The following is an 18,486-nucleotide window of genomic DNA, read 5'->3' as shown; positions in this document are numbered from 1 at the left end:
GCAGGGCTTGCCTTGCGCCCATCCAGCATCCCGACCTGCACGACAACGCGGAGCGGGACAGCTGGCGGCGAGAGATAGGGGAGGATGTGAAACGGTTCGGACGGCTATTTCTCATCGGATCCCTCTTGGGGGTAATCGTCGCTCCACCGATGGCCTCAAACGCGAGTGCCACAGGAGGATTCGCGTTCTCATGCCTTGCGCAGCTTCCTGTGTGGCCAACATCGAACGGCCCGGCCGCGAGCTGTAACGGAATTGCGAGCGGATACTTACAGGGGACAACCACTGCTCCCGCTCAAAGCTATCGCACCGTCGCTCTCCAGGATCGCGTCGAGTGGAACTGGGCCAAGTACGCGGAGACGTGCGTTTTCAACATCCCAACCAACGGAAAGGCCAACGGAGTCTTCAGCGTTCGGAACATGAGGGCCTTGTCGGGGGGGCTCGCGGATGGCAGCTGGCAAGCGGTCTGGACCCGGGACGGTTCGGCGCTGATCGGCAACTTGACTTCGGGTCTTGTCTCGTTCAGGGACGGCTCCAAAGCGGCGAGTCAGAGAGGAACGTTTGTGGCCCACATGGTCAACTTTGGGCCGGGACTCTTTCCGCTGTTCTTGGACGGGTGCACCGATCCTCAAATCCAGTTGACCGTCCGCATCACAGGCACGGCCATTATCCAAAACTGAGATCCGGATCCTTAATGCTTTGCCGAGCAAAAGGGGGAACCAACCCGAGGGGCTCAAATTCGGGCTTGTCAGTGGCAGCTGTTCGGGGCTCGGCATGTCCAACTTGGACAGTCCTTCGGCGCCAGGCTGCACGACCAGTTCCGGGTACAAACTCGTCTGGACCCGCATCGAGCCCCGATCAACCCGATGGGGCACGGTCTTGCTTCCGGGAGCAAGCGGGGCGAAGGCTTGATGGGAACCTCGGCGTTCGCGCCGATCAACCCGATCCCGCCGGGCATCTGCACGGCGCCCAAGCCGAAGGCGGCGATCGTCGGGGTGCCGATCCTCCAAGGGCAAGTATAAAAGGTACGAAGCGCTACGGATGGCGCAGGGGCTTGCCCGGGCGCGATCCTTGTACCTCCGCTAGGGCGGCTGGTCGGCCTGTCGAGCCGAACGCTGAAAGGAAAGTCGGTCCGTAGCGAAGAAGTAACGCTGCACCTTTTCCGTCGAGGAGCCAAATGAGCAGAAAGGTTGTCGCGCTGCTGGTGGCCGTCTTCATCGCCGGTGCTGCTCTTCGTGGCCCAGGGGCGAGCGCAGCAGAAGAGGGCCTCCAGCCCGTGGGAAAGTTGCCTCTGCCCAAGAAGGCGGAGCTCATCTTGGGGACGCATGAGGTCTTCTACGTCGACGAGCCCGCTCGGCGGATGTACCTGAAGTACCCGGCCTACGACGGCATGACCGATTTTCGTGGGGACCCCATCCTTTCCTTCCGAGTTGCCGAGTACGACCTCACGTCAACGACTCCCTCTATACGTCGGGACGTCCACCTGTTTTCGTCCGAGCAGATGAACCCCATCAACTCCCTTTCCCCTTATAGCGTCGCCGTGGAACGGAAGAGGAACCGACTCCTGATGTTGAATTCGAACTGCAATCCTTGTCCTGAGGGCGATGCGCCCTCTCCTGCGCGGGTCGAGATCGTCGACCTCGCCACTATGACGCCGATCGGCGGGTACGACCTTCTCCGTCAGGTCCCTGGAGTCCAGCTCTATGGAATGACCTACTCGCCGGAAGACGATCGCTTGTACTTCGTTGGGGAGACCAATCCGATCCCCGGCGGCGGGGTGCAAGATAACAATCCAAGTGGCGCGATACCCGCGACGGGCACGGTTGCGGTTGCGCTTGAAGCCGCAACCGGCGAGGTAGCTTGGGTCCGCCCGGTTCCCGAATGCCAGATCCCGCTAGCCACGAAAAACGTGGGAGCCCTCATCGCCCGCAGCACACGTGCCTCGCAGCTCTACTTCGCCTGTATCCGGCCATTCGTCTACCCTGGAGAGTCTGGGATCGTCCGAATGACGATCGCTCCAGACGCCGGGCGAACAGACGCTCTCAACTTCCCCGTCGAATACTTCCCCATCTCAGGCACATACACCAAGTCACTGATCGACGGTATATCGGCATTCGACTACCGCACCGACCGATTCTTCATGCAGAGTCTTTCCACAACGACGCCCGGCTCGTGGGTGTTCGATGGCCGGCTGTCTGCATGGGCAGGCTTCGTCGGAGCTCCCGATTCCTCGAATGAGTGGTTGGGGTTCGATCAGACCAACGGCCGCTACTACATGGGAGGTAACCCGGCGGGCGAGCCCGGCTACATCCTGTCCGTCGACGGACGGGCTATCCCGGTGCCACAGGGCCGCGTTGCGGAAGTGTCTCCGGTCGGCGGGTTCATACATGTCGATGCCCCGACCCGTCGCCTGTTCTTCAAGGTTGCTGGGCATGACGACATCGTGATCTACCGCGATACCAGCCGCATAGCCCCCGCGCCGGAGCCTCTAGACTATGACGTGCTAACAGCTGACATCCCAGAGGGCCCGCACACCCTGACGACCTTTGCCGGGTCTGTCAACGGATTCGGGGCTCGCATGATCTTCGTGGGGGGCACGGGTGGCATCGTCAACAATGACATTTGCGCGCAGGTCGGCGGTTTCTCCGAGGGCAATGTCTGCGACGACATACGTGGGGCGCTTAAGCAAGTTTTCAATGTGAGCCCATCGACGGGCGATCGCGACTTGCTGGTGGCCTGGGTGCCATCAGCCGATATCAGGAACGTCGGGGTGGCGTCCGCATCTCAAGCTCTCACCTTCGATCAGACGACCGACGGTGAATATCACGCGATCGTCAAGTCCATGGCAGATCGTCTAAGGGGAGAGGAAGACGCCGGATCAAGCGAGGACGGATCGGTCGGCGATCAGGCGGCTGATGAGCTGGAGGCGCGGCTTCAGTGGCCGCATCGTCCCGTGCTGTGCCTCGACTCGGGCGAACGTTCGGAGCCAGATCCGGCCGCGGGTCCGGGCGGATCTGCCAAGGCTTCGTGCGACCTCTCGAAAGCGGAAGCCGAGTCCTCTGCGGAATTCGGTTTTGTCTCGATGGAGGGGGTGTCGATCGGGAGGGCGACATTCGAAACGCGGATGGTCAAAGATCCTCGCGCCGGAGTCCTCACCGAAACGACTTCGATCGTCCGAGGGATCGAGCTTTCCTCACCGGGTGGGAGCGTCGTCATCAAGCGCGTGGCCGCACGAGCGGTAACCGCCGCGCGAGGGCGTACCGGAACGGCCAAAGTGAGCTGGGAGCGATTCGTGGAAGGCGTGGTGGTGAAGGACGCCGCCGGGGCGGTCGTTTTCGAATGTGCCGCAGGAAAGGAATGCGATCAGCAGGTGGCCGTCGCCGCCATCAACGACGTGTTGAAGACGCGCATCCGAGTGTTTCTACCCGACGCCGAACTAGTAGCGACCCCCAAAGGGGCGTTCGCCAGCGTACAGGAAGCTGCAGGAAATGCTCTGAACGACAGCGTTGTCAACAACGACACGAGCGCCGCGGCCCCGGCACTCGAGATCGTTGTTTACAACGACACGAGTGACAAGTCTCGCCTGGTCTTCCAGCTGGCGGCGATCCAGGCATCATCGATCTACGGCATCACCGGTTTGCCGGACGACCTTCCGCTGGACGGGGGGGATGGGGCACTCCCAACAGTTGTCGTGCAGCCCGGGATAACCCTGCCGGGTGAGATCAGATACGTCACTGTGCCGGCTCAGTCGGCCGGAGGATCGCGACTCGCACAAGCTGCGGTCTTCTTCATTCGAAGCCCGAAGGATGCGTTCTTGCTCGGGCTCATGATCTTGATATTCGTGGGTGCAGTCGCAGCCGCTTCCCGCCGGAGCGCGCTCATGAGCCAGATCGGGCAGGGTGGCTAGGAGTCAGATCTCACGCTTCAGGGGGACAATTGGCCAAGATACGAGCGTCTGCAGCAGCCTGGAGGACCGTCACCGCATTTCTCGTCGGGGCGATATTCGGCGCCTTCACCGTGGCCCAGGTGGCGCCCAACCTAACAACGACCAGAGCCATCGAACAGGCAGATGGCGGAGCCTCACCTGCTCCGGGAGCCTCCCTCGGCACTTCGGGTCCGTTGGCGAACCTAAGCCCCACACCCGGTGCGTCGGTCGGGGCAGGGGATGCGGCGAATGCTGGATTGAGTTGCGCGGCAGGCCGGAACGGCGGCGCGACGGATACAGGGGTGGAGGCGACACAGATCAAGCTTGCGACAACCGTTGTCCGGTCGGGCATCGGTGCCGCATTCCTGGGTGACGTTCAGTTCGCGATGGAGGCTGCGAAGAACAGGGTCAACCGCTCCGGAGGCATCTGCGGCAGACAGCTCTCCATCAAGTACGTCGACGACGGATGGGACGCCAGCCGTGGGGCTACATTCCTTCGGAGCTTCATCAAAGAGGGGACGTTCGCGATACCGGTCGGTCCATCCTCAGAAGGTCTCAATCAGGTCATACGAAATGGCGACATCAAGCGAGCAGGCATTCCTGTAGTCGGCACCGACGGAATGATTATCAGCCAGTACACCGACCCCTGGGTTTGGCCCGTGGCGGTATCGACGGCTTCGAGCGCGCGGATAATGGCCCGAAACGCGTCGGCGAGAGGGGCCAAGAGCTTCGCGATCGTGTTCGACCGTAACTACAAATTCGGAGTCGAAGCGGCGGAAGCCTTTAACAGCGAGGTGCGCCGCCTGACGAAGCAGAACATCGATGGTTTCAACAGCCAGAACAACTGTGTTCGCCGATTCTGTGGTATCGATGCCGGCCAGCCGGGCTACCGGAACGAGGTCAACACCCTCTCGTCGCAGGAGTTCGATTTCCTGGCGATGTTCCTCGAGCCCAAGACCGCCCTGACGTGGATGGCGACCCCGGGGGCTCCCACGATCGCCCATGTCAACGGCAAGCCCGGGATGATCGGCCTGGCGCAGCCGCTTTTCACTCGCAACTTCGCCGTGAATTGTCAGAACCGCTGTCATCAGATGTGGGTGTGGACCGGCTACAAGCCGCCCATAGAGGACTACGCGAACGATCCCGCGGTCCGCGAGTACGTCTCGGATCTCAAGCGGACGAAGCCAGATGCGGACGAGAGTAACGCCTTCGCCGAGGGCGGCTACGTCGGGATCCAGCTTCTCGTAGAAGCGCTCAAACAGGTTGGTCCGCGACTGACTCGCGCACGGTTGAAGGCCGTGCTCAATACGATCACTTTTGAGTCGCCTTTGACTTTGACCACGCGATTGAGATGGCCCGCCGGAAACTACTTCGCGGCTACTTCGATGCAGGCGTTTGAAATCCAGTACCTGGGCAGTTTCGGGGGTTGGCGTACCAAGGACATCGTGGCGGATCCGACCCCCCAGCTCGGGACCAGCTGACAATGCCGGGAATTATCACCAATGCGCTCCTCGCTCTCCCTTTCGTGGGTGCTTACGCGATGTTCGCGCTGGGGATCGCCGTCATCTACCGCGCCTCGCGGGTTCTCAACCTCGCCCACGGCGCCATGGCTATGGTTCCGGCCTATGTTGCCTACTCGCTCGTCCAAGTTGGTGTGCCCATCGGCGCCGCGCTCTTCATCGCCGTCCTGTTCGGAGCTCTCCTCGGTGTCGCCGTCGAGTGGGGATTCGTTCGACGCCTTCGAACTCAAGGCCCGACAGCGCAGACGGTAGGCACCGTCGCCGTCACCGGCCTGCTGATCGCACTGACTGCGAAGATCTGGGGAACCACCCCCTTGACCGCGCCAGGAGTCTTCCCCGACGGTGTGATCGATATCGGCGCGAGCGGTCTTCGCTACGGCGACATCGGGCTTTTCATAACGGGGGTCATAGCTTCTGTCGCCCTGTTCACGTTCTTTACGCGCACGGAGGTCGGTCTCGCGATGCGTGGCGCCGCACAGAACAGGCGCGCGGCAGCTCTCATGGGCATCGATCCGAACCTGGCTGCGTCCGCTGCCTGGGCGCTGGGCGGAGGTCTGGCAGCGCTCGCGGGGGTGATGCTGGCCGCGGTGACCAACCTCGACCCCTACACGCTCTCGCTCCAAGTCCTCCCCGCGTTCGTGGCTGCACTTATCGGCGGCCTGGAGAGTCTTCCGGGTGCGATCTGGGGGGCGGTGATCGCCGGTCTTGCGTTCGGGATCGTGCCTTACTTCTCGGAGACACCACTGATCGGAGGCGTCGCCCGACAAACCGGATCGCCGCAGCTCGCTCTTACGCTCCTCGCTTTGGTCGTCATGATGCTCCGAGGAAGACGCATCGCGGGGGTTGAAGAAGCCCATTCCGGTCTCATCTCGAGCGGCCGACCTCTAGGACGCCGAGGCGCGAAGGCCGGACGACGGATGCTGGCCGTAGCGCTGGTCGCGATCATATGGCCGTGGATCGTTCCTTTCACCGTTCTGCAGGACTCGCTCGGCGCATTGCAGCTAGCTACCGTCGCGATGTCGATCGTTGTGTTGACGGGCTGGGTAGGGCAGATCTCGCTCGCGCAGGCGAGCTTCGTGGGCATCGCGGCGCTTGTCATGGGGATGGTCGTGCGAGGCTTGAACATCGGGTTCCCGGTCAGCATGCTCATCGCCTCTCTTGCCGCCGCCGCCGTGGCGGTAGCTCTGGGTTTCGTTGCATTGCGGGTGCGCGGTCTCTATCTGGCGGTGGCTACACTCGTTTTCGCCTGGATGAGTGACACGTTTCTCTTTCGCAGTCCTTACCTGGGCGCCGATTCGGGAAGTTCGGGGATCCCGAGGCAGACGTTCGGCGCGGAGGGTGGATGGCCCTTCGTGGATCTCGCCGATGAGCGAACCTTGTTCTATGTGTTCGCTGCCGTTGGGGCGATTGTGTTGTTCTCACTTGCCAATCTGCGAGATACGAAGACGGGTCGTGCGTTCTTTGCCATCCGGGGCTCGGAGATGGCCGCTGCATCGGTTGGGGTGGACGTAGTTCGCTACAAGCTGATCGCGTTCGCGATCGCCGGTGCTCTCGCAGGGGTGTCTGGCTCCATGCTGATGCTGAATCTGAGGATCGTGGTTCCCGACGGATTCCTGTTCACGGTTTCGCTTCAGTACCTGGCCATCGCGGTGGTCGGAGGACTCGGAAGCCTCGGCGGGGCGATGGCTGCCGGGGTTCTTTTCGCAGCCTTGAACGAGTTGTTCCTCCGAGTACAGGCTCTGTCCGGCTATTTGGAGGTGGTTTCCGCAGGCCTCCTTGCTGTCGTCCTGCTCGCGTACCCAGGCGGGCTGATTGCTCTTATAGAAGGCGCGCAGAAACGATGGCATTCGGTCGCCTCGAAGCTCACCGATGCTATGAAACGAACCATGAGGTTCTGGTCGAAGCCGATCTCCGGAGAAGTTGTCGGTGGGGGAGATCCGCCTGGAAAGGAGCGGCATCGCCGGCGCGGCTTAAAGTTCATCAAGACGGTCGCGCTGAATGTGGCAGGGAGAATCGGCAAATTCCTAAGGCGTTTGTCGCGATTCGTGCCCACCCGCACCACCGGGGGAGATCTCCCGCGGCCGGACGACTGGTTCGGCAGCGCCTTCGTCGCCGAATCGTTGGACGTGTCGGGCAACGGGGAGCCGGTCCGGCATGTGACGGCCAACGGCGTCGGGCTTCGTATCGACGGACTCGCCCGCTCATCGCTTCAGGATCTCCCTGTCGAGCGATCCGAGCGCGCTCCGATCCTAGAAGCCTCGTCCATCACGGTGCGATTCGGCGGGCTCACCGCCGTCAGCGACGCGTCGATCGAGGTGAGGGAGGGGGAGATCGTTGGGCTGATCGGTCCGAATGGCGCCGGTAAGACCACGCTCTTCAACGCGATCCTCGGCCTCAACGATCCGACCTCGGGCCGAATTCGTCTCCACGGTCATGACGCGACCGGCTTGCCGCCGCACTTGCGAGCCCGCCTCGGCGTCGCCCGGTCCTTCCAGGTGATCCAGCTCTTCAGCGAGCTGACCGTCTTCGACAACCTCCTCGTCGCCACTCATCTGCACAACGACTCGGGGCTTTTCTCCAACCTGACCGCGTCGGCGCAGACGATCGAGGCGGAGCGCACCGCCCGGATTCGAGTCAGACAGGTGCTGCAGCTGCTCAACCTCGAGGACGTCGCGGAGCTCGGCGTGCAGGGCCTGCCCTTCGGGGTGCTCCGCATGGTAGAGCTCGGGCGCGCGCTCGTCACCGGCGCGCGGTTCGTGATGCTCGACGAGCCGGCATCGGGCCTCAACAACGCGGAGACCGACCGGCTGACCGAGGTCGTCCGCGGCATCCGCGCGCTCGGCGTGTCGGTGTTGCTGATCGAGCACGACGTCCGTATGGTCACCGGCGTGAGCGACTACGTCTACGTGCTGGATCAGGGGCGACTGATCGCGCAGGGACGCCCGGCCGACGTTCAGCGCGACCAACGCGTGATCCAGGCCTACCTCGGCGCAGCGGAAGAAGAAGAGCCCGAGCCGGCGAAGGTCGGGGTGTAGCGGATGCTCGAAGTCGACGGCATCGACGTCCATTACGGCCCCGTCCAGGCCCTCTTCGGGGTGAGCCTTCGCGTCGAGGAAGCGGAGATGGTCGCGCTTCTCGGGGCGAACGGCGCCGGCAAGACGACGACGCTCCGTACGATCTCGGGGTTGATCGCGCCGACGCGAGGCGCGGTGCGCATCGACGGTCGCGACATCGCGGGAACGCCGGCGCAGAAGGTGGTCCGTCTCGGCGTGGCGCACCTGCCCGAAGGCCGCGAGCTCTTTCCGGAGCTGACCGTCGCCGAGAACCTGCGGCTCGGCTATTGGTCGCGCCGCAAGGACAAGCGCGGCTTCGATGCCAAGCTCGAGCACATCTTCCACCTGTTCCCGCGCATGCAGGAGCGCGCCGGGCAGGCGGCAGGGACGCTGTCGGGCGGGGAGCAGCAGATGCTCGCGGTCGGGCGCGCGCTGATGTCGGGCCCGCGGCTCCTCCTGGTCGACGAGGTGTCGCTCGGCCTCGCGCCGATCGTCGTGTCGAGCCTTTTCGCGGCGCTCGAGGAGGTCAACCGTCAAGGGACGGCGATCCTGCTGGTCGAGCAGTTCGTGCACCTGGCCTTGAAGCACACCTCGCGAGCCTACGTGCTCGGCAAGGGCGAGGTCGTGATCGAAGGCAAGAGCTCGGAGCTGCTCGCGTCGCCGGAGTTGATGGCCGCCTACCTCGGTGAGATGGAAGACGAGAAGGCGCCGAAACCCGAGGGAGCGGTGGACCTTGAAGTCGTCGAGGTGATCGATGTCCCTGCGGTCGAACCACCGGTCGGGGCGCTCTCTGAGGCCGAGGTCCTGTCTGAGCCCGAGCCCGAACCCGAGCTACCCGAGCCGGTGGCGTCGGAACCAGAAGCTGCGGTGCCCTCCGAGCCCGCGAAGCCGCGACGCAAACGCGCTCCCCGCCCTCGTTCCTCCACGAACGCCGAGGAAGTCTCGCGCACGGACGCAGAGCCGTCGAAGGGGCCCGCGAAGAAGCGGACGAAGAAGGTTTCCTCCGCGAGCTAAGACATGCGCCGACGAAGCCTTCCCCTTTTTCTGGCGACCCTCGTGTTCGCGCTCGCCGCGTGCGCTTCTAGCGGTACCGACCCCGGCGCGGCCGGAACCTCGACGCCGAGCATCGGCGAGCTGTCGTCACTACTGCCCGGCGCTTCGCCGGGAGCCGGTGCCACGCCTGGCACGGCGTCGACTCCGGGAGGAGCGGCAAGCGTCCCGCCCTCGCCGGCCTCGACCGCCGTCGGGGCGAGTCCGTCGCCGATCGCTCCGGGCAGCATCGAGGACGACGTGCCCGTCGAGGCGACGATCACGCCCTCGTGCGTGGTTCGCGGCGGGACTGCGGAGATCACGATCCAGACTGAGCCGAAGAACGCGGTCGCGTACCACGCGGTCTACGCTGGGACGAAGGGTGGCGCTCCGCCTCCGTTCGGGTACGGGTACGGTGGAGACAACAGAGGCCACGCCGATGGCGAAGGGATGTACACGTCGACCTGGGTGGTGCGGATCGACGCGCCCGTCGGGCCGGCACGGGCCGACGTCATCGCGGCCGACGGCGAGAGCTTCGGCTACGACGACCCGCCTTTCTACGTGGCTGCCTCCAGTGCCGGCTGTCCCGGCTGATGGCGCCACGGGCGATCCCGGCGAGGAACCCCTGGTCAGAGCCCTCTCCGGCTAGACCTTGCCCTGATTTGGGTACAAATGGAATAACTCCGTCGCCCGCTCAGGTAATAAAGCGAACATCCCGAAACAAGCGTTGCGGGAATTTCGCTCGAATCGTTGAACTAAGCAGATGTAGGCGTAAGGTCATGTATCGGAGGTATGCAAGTTGCGGTTCAGGGCGCACGTCATCGTCGGTCTTGCAACGGCCTTGTGGCTGGCCGGCATGCAGATGGCCGCCTTCGCCCAGGGGTATCCGGGAGGCGGGAACACTCCGCCGCCCACAGTTGGGGGATCGAAGTTCTTCCCGGGCGACGACAAGCTTCCCCGCACCGGCACCGACCTTCTGGTGATCATCCTGGTCGCTCTCATCATCCTGTTCGTCGGGCTCGCGCTGCATCGACTTTCTCGCCGCGCGAATCCAAGTGACGGCTGATCGTTCCGCCGCTCGAGACGGCGCGCAACCTCCCGCTCCGACGCACTCACGCGTACGCGTTCGAATCGTCCTGCTCGCCGTCGCCGCGCTCACTCTCGTGCTCGCGGGGCTGACGCTGCTCGATGCCATGGCGGTCGCGAACGACCTCCGATCCGGTCGGGTCGCGTTCAAGACGCTGACCGATCAAGGACTCACCGGGGACGGAAAGCTCGCCGTTCAAGCGAAGCGCGGCGCCGTTCTATTTGCCGAAGCCGACCGGCGCGCGCGACGAAGCGTCTTGCTCGGCGGCCTCGGAAGGATCCCGTTCCTCGGCCGGCCGGCCCGGTGGTTGCAGGCAGCTTCGGATACCGCCGCGCGACTCGGCGAAGAAGCAGCGGCTTCCGTGGCGCGCATCGAGCCGCGCTTGAAAGCCTCAGGGGAACCGACCGGCCGGCTCGAGCTGATCTCGCTGGTCGAGAACGAGTTGGCTCGCCTGGGCCGGTTGGTCGGCGACATCCGCCTCCCGTCCACGGGCGGATTCCTGCCGCCGGTGATCGCAGCCGATCGAGAGCTGCGCTGGGATCTCGCCCGGCTCAAGCGAGCGCTCGTCGCCGGCACGGTCACGACGAAGGGGCTGCGGACCTTCCTCGCCGGTCCGAGCACCTACGTGGTGCTCGCTGCGAATAACGCCGAGATGCGCTCCGGCGGGATGGTGCTCCAGGTCGGCGTCCTCCAGGCGTCCGCCGGTCGTGTGCAAGCGGGCGGGTTCCGATCGACGGGTGAGGTCGCGCTCTCCGATCCGGTGCCGCTGCCGCCCGAGTTGGAGTCGCTGTACGGCTGGCTCGATCCCGACACCGAGTGGCGGAACCTCGGTACCTCGCCCAACTTTCCAGGGATCGGACCGGTTTACGCCTCGATGGCCCAGAGGAGCGGCCTGTCCCGGGTGGACGGAGTGCTCCAGATCGACGTGCTCGGCGTTCGCGCGCTGCTCGAAGTGATCGGGCCGATCGAGGTCGACGGACGGCGGTACGATCCTTCCAACGTCGAGAAGCTGATGATGCACGACCTCTACGTCGCGTACGGCGACGAGCAGTTCGAGCGCCGCCACGAATTCTCGCGACTGGCGGCGGAGGCATTCCGTGTGCTGACCGAACGCAGCTCCGATCTCGGAAAGCTCGCCAAGGCGGTGAGTCGCGCGGCCGCGGGCAGGCATCTGCTCGCGTGGTCGGCGCGTCCGGACGAGCAGCGCGCCTGGGAGCGGCTTGGCATGGACGGGAGGCTCGAGCGCGACGGCTTCATGGCGACGGTTCAGAACCACGGCGGGAACAAGCTGGACTGGTACGTGCGATCCTCGGTCGAGCTGGCGGTCGAGCGGCCGGAAGGCCGATTCCGGCGCGTTCGCGCCAAGATCCGGATCGAAAACTTGACGCCGCCCGGCGAGCCTCCCTACGTGGCGGGCAACGGCGTCATCGTTCCGAAGAACGTCTACCGTGCGTTCGTGGCGATCTACCTTCCCGGGTGGGCGACGAACGTCGAGCTCGTCGGCCGCGAGGCGCTCGTGATAGGAACCGACGGCCCGATGCGCGTGGTGGCTACGCGGCTGGACATCCGGCGTGCGCGCTCGGAAGTCGTTGAAGTCGTCTTTTCGGTGCCGCCGGGTATGGACCGGATCGTGGTGCTTCCGTCCGCGCGTTCCGTCCCGGTCCCGTTCCGCATCGGCGATCGCACGGTCGACGACTCGGCTAAGCGTGCCTTGACCGTCTAGCGCGTCATGAGGATCAAGACGGTGGATGTCCGGGCCGGCACAGGGAGTGCCTCCGCTCACCGCAAGAGCGTGATGCCCCGACAGATCGCCAGCTTCCTCCTGGCGTTTCTCATCGGTGCTGTGCCGGTCGCTTCGGTGCAGACCACCTCGCAGCCCAGCTCCGCGCCGCCCACACTCGCACGGCTCGAAGTCCGGATATCCACGACGTCGCCGTCGACCCAGGTGACGCTGCGGCCGGGGCGCATCGCCGCCCAGCGCGCCGTGACGGTGCCCGACGACGTGAGGGTCACGGAGCTGGTCGACGGCTGGGTGCTCAGCACGCCCGGGGGGCAGCTTCGCACCGTGGTGGTGAGCGCCGTTTTCGAGGAGCCTACCCGCGCGTCCAGAATCACGGTGGCGGTTCGCAAAAGCCACGCCGGCGAGACGGACGTGGAAGTGCGAAACACGTCCGCCAAGTCGTTCCTGGCCGCGCGACTCCAGAACGCCCTACCGCGATCCACTACCGGAACCAAGACGCGCGACGGGCTGACCGCGGTGCTGGCCCGGACACGCGCGCAGGTTTTCGGCTCGGCGGATCCTGCCATGGTTCAGGGGGATACCCAACGACTCGTCCTCGCCGCGTACTACCCCTGGTACGCAGGAGCGAAGTACACCCATCCGCAGTTCGCCGACCGTCCCGCAGAGGGCCGCAGCACCGCGACGTCGGCCGGCGTGCTATCGATGACGCAGCAAGCCCGGCGAGCGGGGGTCGACGGCTTCATCGTCTCGTGGCAAGGCGAAGAGTTCTCGGGCAGGAGCTTCGATCTGGCCCTGGCGGCTGCCGGGCAAACCGGCGGCGTCGTCACTCCGTATCTCGAGATGCTGGCCGCGAAGGCGCCCGGCGACACCGGAGGCAAGGCCAATCCGCTCGTCGTGCTCCAGTGGCTGAAGGACACGCTGAGGCGGGCCGACAGCCCGGCCTTCCTGCGCTCCGGTGGCGTGCCGGTCGTCTTCGTCTGGCAGATGCGCCAGCTGACCCGGATCGGCTGGACGAACGTCCTGGGGGAGCTCGCCAGGGAAGGGAAGCGTGTCCGGCTCGTCGGCGACGCCGGAAGCTCGTATGGAATGGTGCAGTGGGGCGTCCAGGAATACAACCCGAATTTCCTGTCGGCGGCCAATCTTGCGCGGCACTACCGCGACATGATGCTCGACACGAAACTTCTCGCGACGTCGGACGCCACTGCTCCCCACCTGTACGTCGCGACGGTTTCTCCGGGCTACGACGACTCGAAGGTCCCCGACCCTAATCGCACGGATCCCGTCGTGCCGCGAGGCGCCGCAGGGGAGCGGTATCTGGCTTCATGGGAGGCCGCGCTGGGAGCCGAGCCCGACTGGGTGATGATCACCACCTGGAACGAGTGGTTCGAGGGCACGGCCATCGAACCCAGTATCGGCCACGGCGATCTCGCGCTCCGTCAGACCGCCGAACTGGCCGCGCGGTTTCGCCGGATAGGGCGCCCGAACGGTTGACCCCTTCCTCCTGCCCGGCCAGAATGGCGTCCTCTCCAGAGCCCGAGACGAGGGCAGCATGAGCGGAAACGCCAGAGAATCGATGCGGACGTACTGGGACGAGGCCGCCAGAACCAACGCGGCCTGGTACGTCGATACCAGCCTGAGCTTCGACGACCCCGATCTCGACCGGTTCTTCGAGACCGGCCGAACGGTCGTTTCCGCGGCGCTGGACGACGCGCCGGTGGATCCGCCGGGCCGCACCCTCGCCGTCGAGATCGGCGCGGGACTCGGACGCATCTGCCGCGCGCTGTCGGAACGGTTCGACCGCATTATCGGCCTCGACATCTCCGAGGAGATGGTGCGCCGGGCGAAGGAGTTGGTGCCCGAGCCGCGCATCGCCTTCGAGGTCTCGAGCGGATCCGATCTCGGTTCGGTCTCCGACGCAACCGCGGATCTCGTGCTCACGTTCACCGTCTTCCAGCACATCCCCGACGTGAGCGTGATCGAGGGATACGTGCGAGAGGCCGGGCGCGTTCTGAAACCCGGCGGCGTGTTCGTGTTCCAGTGGAACAACACGCCCGGCGCGCGACGATGGGCGCTCAAGCGGAGGATGCTGGGATTCCTGCAGCGAACCGGCTTGCGGTCGGAGCGCTACAAACGCAACGCGCCGGAGTTCCTCGGCAGCCGCGTGCCGCTCGATCGCATGCGCGGCGCGCTGACCGCCGGCGGGATGGATCTCCGCGACACCAAGGGCCTCGACACGCTGTACGCGTGGGCGTGGGCGGTGAAGCGATGAGGAAGCGTGAGCTCGCGAAGTCCGCGGTGCGCAACGGCGTCCCGCTCGCGATGGCCGGCGCGGCGCTGCGGCCCGGCGCCTCGCGTCTGCAACGCGCCGGCGCGCTCGGCGCGCTGCTCGGATTCTGGAGCGTCATCTACGCGCGCTACCGCAAGAGCGGCGTGGCGCAGACCCATCATGAACGCGAGCTGCTCAAGGGTGTTTCGTGGGAAGCGTTCTGGCGGCACTACAACGAGCGCGTCCCCACGATCGAAGAAGAGTTCGAGATGTGGGGCGCGTATCACCAGCACCGCCACGAGATGCGCTACGACCTCGTCGCCGACGAGGTACGAAAGCACCTGCCGCCGGGCGGTCGCGTGCTCGACATCGGCTGCGGGAGCGCATTGGTCGCCGACCGGATCCGCGACATGGATGCGACCTATGTGGGCTTCGACTTCGGCGGTCACCACATCGAGTACGCGGCGAAGAAGTACGCGGACATCACCGACCGCAAGCTCGGCACCGTGTTCGCCCGCGGCGACGCGCAGCAGATGCCGTTCACGGATTCCAGCGCGGATGTCGTGGTTTTCAGCGAAGTCATCGAGCACCTCCTTCAGCCGGAGCTCGCCGTGTGGGAGATCGCCCGCGTCCTCAAACCGGGCGGCGTGCTCGTGATGACGACGAACAACGCATCCGAAGTGCCGTTGCGGTCGCCGCTGTCGCACCTGTTCGCCTGGCTCGAGAAGGCGTTCGGCGCCGAGCATCCGAAGCTGATCTCGCTGCGGCCGTGGGTATGGCCGTGGCCGGTCGACCGGGATCTGCTGCCCGAGGGATCCCCGGACGTCTACCTTCCGCACACACATCACATCATGGGCGAGACCCGCGCGATGTTCGGCGCCGCCGGACTCGACACGTTCGAGTGGTCGACGTTCGAGTTCCCACCACCGCAGGCCGCCTCCGCGCAATGGCTCGACAAGCGAGGCGCGCCGGGACGCAAAGCCGTGGACGCGATCGAGTGGGCGGCGCAGCGAACGCCGCTCGTGTGGCGGCTCGGCTGTCACGTGTTCATGCGCGCCCGCAAGGTGTCCGACCCCGTCTCGCCCACGCCGCCTCCAGGCGTGTGGCCGGGACCCTTCTCGGGCGGCAACTAGGCGGCTGAAAGAACGCGGCTCCCGGTCTCCCGGAAGCCGCGCTGGAGCATCCCTCGCAGGTCTATAGGTCGCGAGCCCAAGTGATCTGACCGGCCGGAACGCCTCCCGGCGGGCAGTTCCGGTACAGGCGCGTGAAGATGTTTCCCCCGCCGACGAAATCGTTCTCGCTCATCAATCCGCCGTCGCTGATCAGGAACGGCGTGGCGGTCGGGAAGGTCGTGATCGGTGCGCTCCACGTCTCGCTGAGCACCTTGGTCGCACCAGTCGCCGTGCTGGTCAGCGTCACGGTCACCGAGAGGCTGAGGTCCTGCATGATCGGGTTCTCGCCGTCGCCGTCGCAACCTCCGAGCGTGTCAGACCCCCCGACGGCGGTGACGTCGGCCATGTAGGTGCCTTGGTTGTCGCCCATGCACGAACCCTTGGCGACGATCGTCCACTGGTTCGCGCCCGGGCCGGGTGGGTTGGGGATGATCGTAACGACACCCGCGGCGTTGCACACGATCTGGCCCGCCGCCATCGCCGGCGCGGCCGGCCCGAACGTACCCAGCAGCGCTCCCGCGAGCGTGATCGCCGCGAAGTGGCGCCTGGATCCCCCGAAGATGGTTCTCCTCACCTGGATCGCCTCCCTGGTCGAGACCGACTCCCAGCCGAAGGGGCCAAAAGCGGTCGAGTCACCCCGAGCCGGGTTAATAGGGATGATTCGCTATATCCGGGCGGGTTCCTGCCGGCGGAGAAAAGACTTAGAGCACGGCCCGGCGGCTGCGGAGGCTGCCGCCAGCGAGGGAGACCAGGCCGACGGCGTCTCCGGCTGCCAGCTGGCCCAGGCGGGCAAGACGCGACCGCCCCGGCTTCCGTCCGGCCTGCCGCCAGCGAGCCGCCAGCCACGGCAGGGCGGCCAGGGCCGGCCAAGGCTTCCGGCTGATAAGACCGGCGACCCCACCGGCGAGGGCCAGGTCGAACAAGGCGGTGTCCCATGAGAGGAAGACGCCGAGCCGCATCGCGCGACGCAGTCCGGGGGCGCGTCGCACGAGATCGGGGAACAGCCGGAGCCGGCGCCGCTCGGCGAGCCAATCCGCGAACGTACCCGGATGGACCCGGTGATGGACGAGGGCCGCGGGACGGTATGCCGTCGTACCGCCGCCGGCGATCAGACGCCAGCCGAGCTCCGCGTCCTCGCCGAAATGCGCTCGCGTCCCGGTCGGAGCGTCCGGCCTGCCGGCCGCGAATCCGCCGAGTCGTTCGAAGGTCTCTCGACGCCATCCGATGTTGCAGGTCTCGTAGAGCTGTGTCGCGGCGGTGATCCAAACCGTGCGCGCCCAGGGTCCGGCACCGGCCTGTTCCGACGGCCGCGGGAGCGTCCGCCCTTGGACGACGTCCGCGTCACGTAACCCGCCCGCGATCGCGTCGAGCCACCCCGGGGTCGGCAGACAGTCGTCGTCGGTGAATGCGAAAGCCGGCGCGCGTGTGAGCGAGACGGCGAGGTTCCGTGTGGCGGCCGGGCCGCGGTTTCCTTCCGCGCGGACCGAGAGCATGCGGAGCGGGGTCGCCGATGCGAGCCGGCGCAATACCTCCCACGTTTCGTCGGTCGACGCGTCGTCCACGACGACCACCTCGAAGTGCGCCGGCTCGAGGGTTTGCGCTTCGAGAGATGCGATCAGCTCGGGCAGGAACGCGGCGCGGTCGTGGGTCGGCACGATGACCGAGATCGACGGCGTCCCGGCGCCGTCCCATGCCTGGCTTTGGACGCGTTCGGTCATCGGCTCACCGCAGCGCAAGTCGTCGATCGGGCGGATGGCCCGTTGCGAATCGCCCGGCCGCGGCGACGTGCCATTCCTCCACGATGTCGGCGTACCGATCGAGGCTGAGCTCGGCCGAGGCGCGCAGACCGCCGGCGACGAGGCGCTCGCGCAGCGACGGATCTTCGGCCAGACGGCGGATCGCGCCGGCCGTCGCCGCGGCGTCCTCCGCGGGGACGATCAACGAGTTCACGCCGTCGAGAAGGTACTCGCCCGACCCTCCCGTGCCGGTCCCGACCACCGGGGTCCCGCAGGCCATCGCCTCGAGCGGCACGAGTCCGAGCGGCTCCTCCCAGATCACCGGGAAGACGAACACATCGGCGGCTGCGTATCGGTCGCGGAGCTCGCGCCGGTCGGCCACTCCGAAGGTCACGCGATCGGTGAGCCCGAGCCGCGCGACCTGCGCTCGCAGCAGCTCGGCGTAGCGCTCGTCGCCGCGGCCGACGATGTCGAGGGTTGCCTCCTCGGGCAACAGCGCCAGCGCGTCTATCAGCACGTGGATGCCTTTGCGCTCGTCGAGGCGACCGACGTGGAGGAGCTTCCAGCGCCACGGGCGGGGCAGAGGCGGCTCGACCGGCAAAGGGAACTCGTCCGTGTTGATCCCGCAGTAGACGACCCCGGCGGTCTTCGGCGAGGCCCAGCGCGATTTCCGCTCGACGCTGCGGCGGATCATCTCGCTGATGTAGCAGAAGGCGGCGTGCTCGCCCAGATCGGGGAGCGCGGTCGGAACGCCGGCCAGCCGGCGGGCGGCGCGTCCGAGCAACCGGCGACCGTCGAACGTCCGCATCCATGGGTCGATGTTGGGCGCGTACCAGGGCCACTCGTCGAGGAGCATCAGCACGAGTGGGATGCGTCGTTCGACGACCGTCGTGAGGAGGCCGAGCGACATGGCTCCCATGTTCCACGCCGAAACCACGTCGGGCTTGGTGCGCGCGATCG

13 protein-coding genes and 1 pseudogene are annotated in these 18,486 nt (G+C 65.9%); 11 read left to right on the top strand and 3 right to left on the bottom strand.

The annotated features are described in order from the left end of the window. The 11 genes and pseudogenes from WEB06_21055 to WEB06_21005 form a co-directional block, all read left to right on the top strand. A partial coding sequence (locus tag WEB06_21055) for a hypothetical protein (GenBank protein MEX2558109.1) occupies nucleotides 1-677 on the top strand: 677 nt, incomplete at its 5' end. A gap of 497 nt (nucleotides 678-1,174) precedes the next feature. Continuing rightward, on the top strand, nucleotides 1,175-3,904 hold the full coding sequence (locus WEB06_21050; GenBank protein ID MEX2558108.1) for a hypothetical protein: 2,730 nt from the start codon (nucleotides 1,175-1,177) through the stop codon (nucleotides 3,902-3,904). Between the two features lie 110 nt (nucleotides 3,905-4,014). After that, the gene (locus tag WEB06_21045) at nucleotides 4,015-5,403 is read left to right on the top strand and encodes an ABC transporter substrate-binding protein (GenBank protein ID MEX2558107.1); all 1,389 of its coding nucleotides are present in this window, start codon (nucleotides 4,015-4,017) and stop codon (nucleotides 5,401-5,403) included. 2 nt (nucleotides 5,404-5,405) lie between these two features. Further along, nucleotides 5,406-8,477 carry a branched-chain amino acid ABC transporter permease/ATP-binding protein gene (locus tag WEB06_21040; GenBank protein ID MEX2558106.1) on the top strand — a complete coding sequence of 1,024 codons (3,072 nt, stop codon included), beginning with the start codon at nucleotides 5,406-5,408 and terminating at the stop codon, nucleotides 8,475-8,477. Between the two features lie 3 nt (nucleotides 8,478-8,480). Continuing rightward, nucleotides 8,481-9,182: pseudogene (locus WEB06_21035) on the top strand (ABC transporter ATP-binding protein). 330 nt (nucleotides 9,183-9,512) lie between these two features. Then, nucleotides 9,513-10,118, top strand: a complete 606-nt coding sequence (locus tag WEB06_21030) for a hypothetical protein (GenBank protein MEX2558105.1) — start codon at nucleotides 9,513-9,515, stop codon at nucleotides 10,116-10,118. 205 nt (nucleotides 10,119-10,323) lie between these two features. Then, nucleotides 10,324-10,590, top strand: coding sequence for a hypothetical protein (locus WEB06_21025; GenBank protein ID MEX2558104.1), 267 nt, complete (start codon nucleotides 10,324-10,326; stop codon nucleotides 10,588-10,590). Continuing rightward, nucleotides 10,580-12,334, top strand: coding sequence for a DUF4012 domain-containing protein (locus WEB06_21020; GenBank protein ID MEX2558103.1), 1,755 nt, complete (start codon nucleotides 10,580-10,582; stop codon nucleotides 12,332-12,334). Before WEB06_21025 ends, WEB06_21020 begins: the two co-directional genes overlap by 11 nt. Nucleotides 12,335-12,355: 21 nt before the next feature. Beyond that, nucleotides 12,356-13,843 (top strand): hypothetical protein, encoded by a 1,488-nt coding sequence (locus WEB06_21015; GenBank protein MEX2558102.1) that lies wholly within the window; start codon nucleotides 12,356-12,358, stop codon nucleotides 13,841-13,843. A 58-nt stretch (nucleotides 13,844-13,901) separates the two neighbouring features. Continuing rightward, nucleotides 13,902-14,621, top strand: coding sequence for a class I SAM-dependent methyltransferase (locus WEB06_21010; protein ID MEX2558101.1), 720 nt, complete (start codon nucleotides 13,902-13,904; stop codon nucleotides 14,619-14,621). Beyond that, on the top strand, nucleotides 14,618-15,751 hold the full coding sequence (locus WEB06_21005; protein MEX2558100.1) for a class I SAM-dependent methyltransferase: 1,134 nt from the start codon (nucleotides 14,618-14,620) through the stop codon (nucleotides 15,749-15,751). Before WEB06_21010 ends, WEB06_21005 begins: the two co-directional genes overlap by 4 nt. A 61-nt stretch (nucleotides 15,752-15,812) precedes the next feature. Here the strand turns inward: WEB06_21005 and WEB06_21000 are convergent, their stop codons facing one another. The 3 genes from WEB06_21000 to WEB06_20990 all read right to left on the bottom strand — a co-directional run. Beyond that, complete coding sequence (locus WEB06_21000; GenBank protein MEX2558099.1) at nucleotides 15,813-16,364, bottom strand: hypothetical protein; 552 nt, start codon at nucleotides 16,362-16,364, stop codon at nucleotides 15,813-15,815. Nucleotides 16,365-16,491: 127 nt separating this feature from the next. Further along, nucleotides 16,492-17,508, bottom strand: a complete 1,017-nt coding sequence (locus tag WEB06_20995) for a glycosyltransferase family A protein (GenBank protein ID MEX2558098.1) — start codon at nucleotides 17,506-17,508, stop codon at nucleotides 16,492-16,494. Between the two features lie 4 nt (nucleotides 17,509-17,512). Continuing rightward, the coding region (locus WEB06_20990; protein ID MEX2558097.1) for a glycosyltransferase at nucleotides 17,513-18,486 on the bottom strand (974 nt) is incomplete at its 5' end.

It is taken from the genome of Actinomycetota bacterium (assembly GCA_040905475.1).
Classification (GTDB): domain Bacteria; phylum Actinomycetota; class AC-67; order AC-67; family AC-67; genus DATFGK01.
The sequence above is the reverse complement of the archived record's forward strand: the minus strand, read 5'-3'. Positions and strand labels throughout refer to the sequence as shown.

Coding starts and splice junctions, on each gene's coding strand:
- WEB06_21050 (MEX2558108.1), top strand. CDS start 1,175: ATGAGCAGAAAGGTTGTCGCGCTGCTGGTGGCCGTCTTCATCGCCGGT.
- WEB06_21040 (MEX2558106.1), top strand. CDS start 5,406: ATGCCGGGAATTATCACCAATGCGCTCCTCGCTCTCCCTTTCGTGGGT.
- WEB06_21030 (MEX2558105.1), top strand. CDS start 9,513: ATGCGCCGACGAAGCCTTCCCCTTTTTCTGGCGACCCTCGTGTTCGCG.
- WEB06_21010 (MEX2558101.1), top strand. CDS start 13,902: ATGAGCGGAAACGCCAGAGAATCGATGCGGACGTACTGGGACGAGGCC.
- WEB06_21005 (MEX2558100.1), top strand. CDS start 14,618: ATGAGGAAGCGTGAGCTCGCGAAGTCCGCGGTGCGCAACGGCGTCCCG.
- WEB06_20995 (MEX2558098.1), bottom strand. CDS start 17,508: ATGACCGAACGCGTCCAAAGCCAGGCATGGGACGGCGCCGGGACGCCG.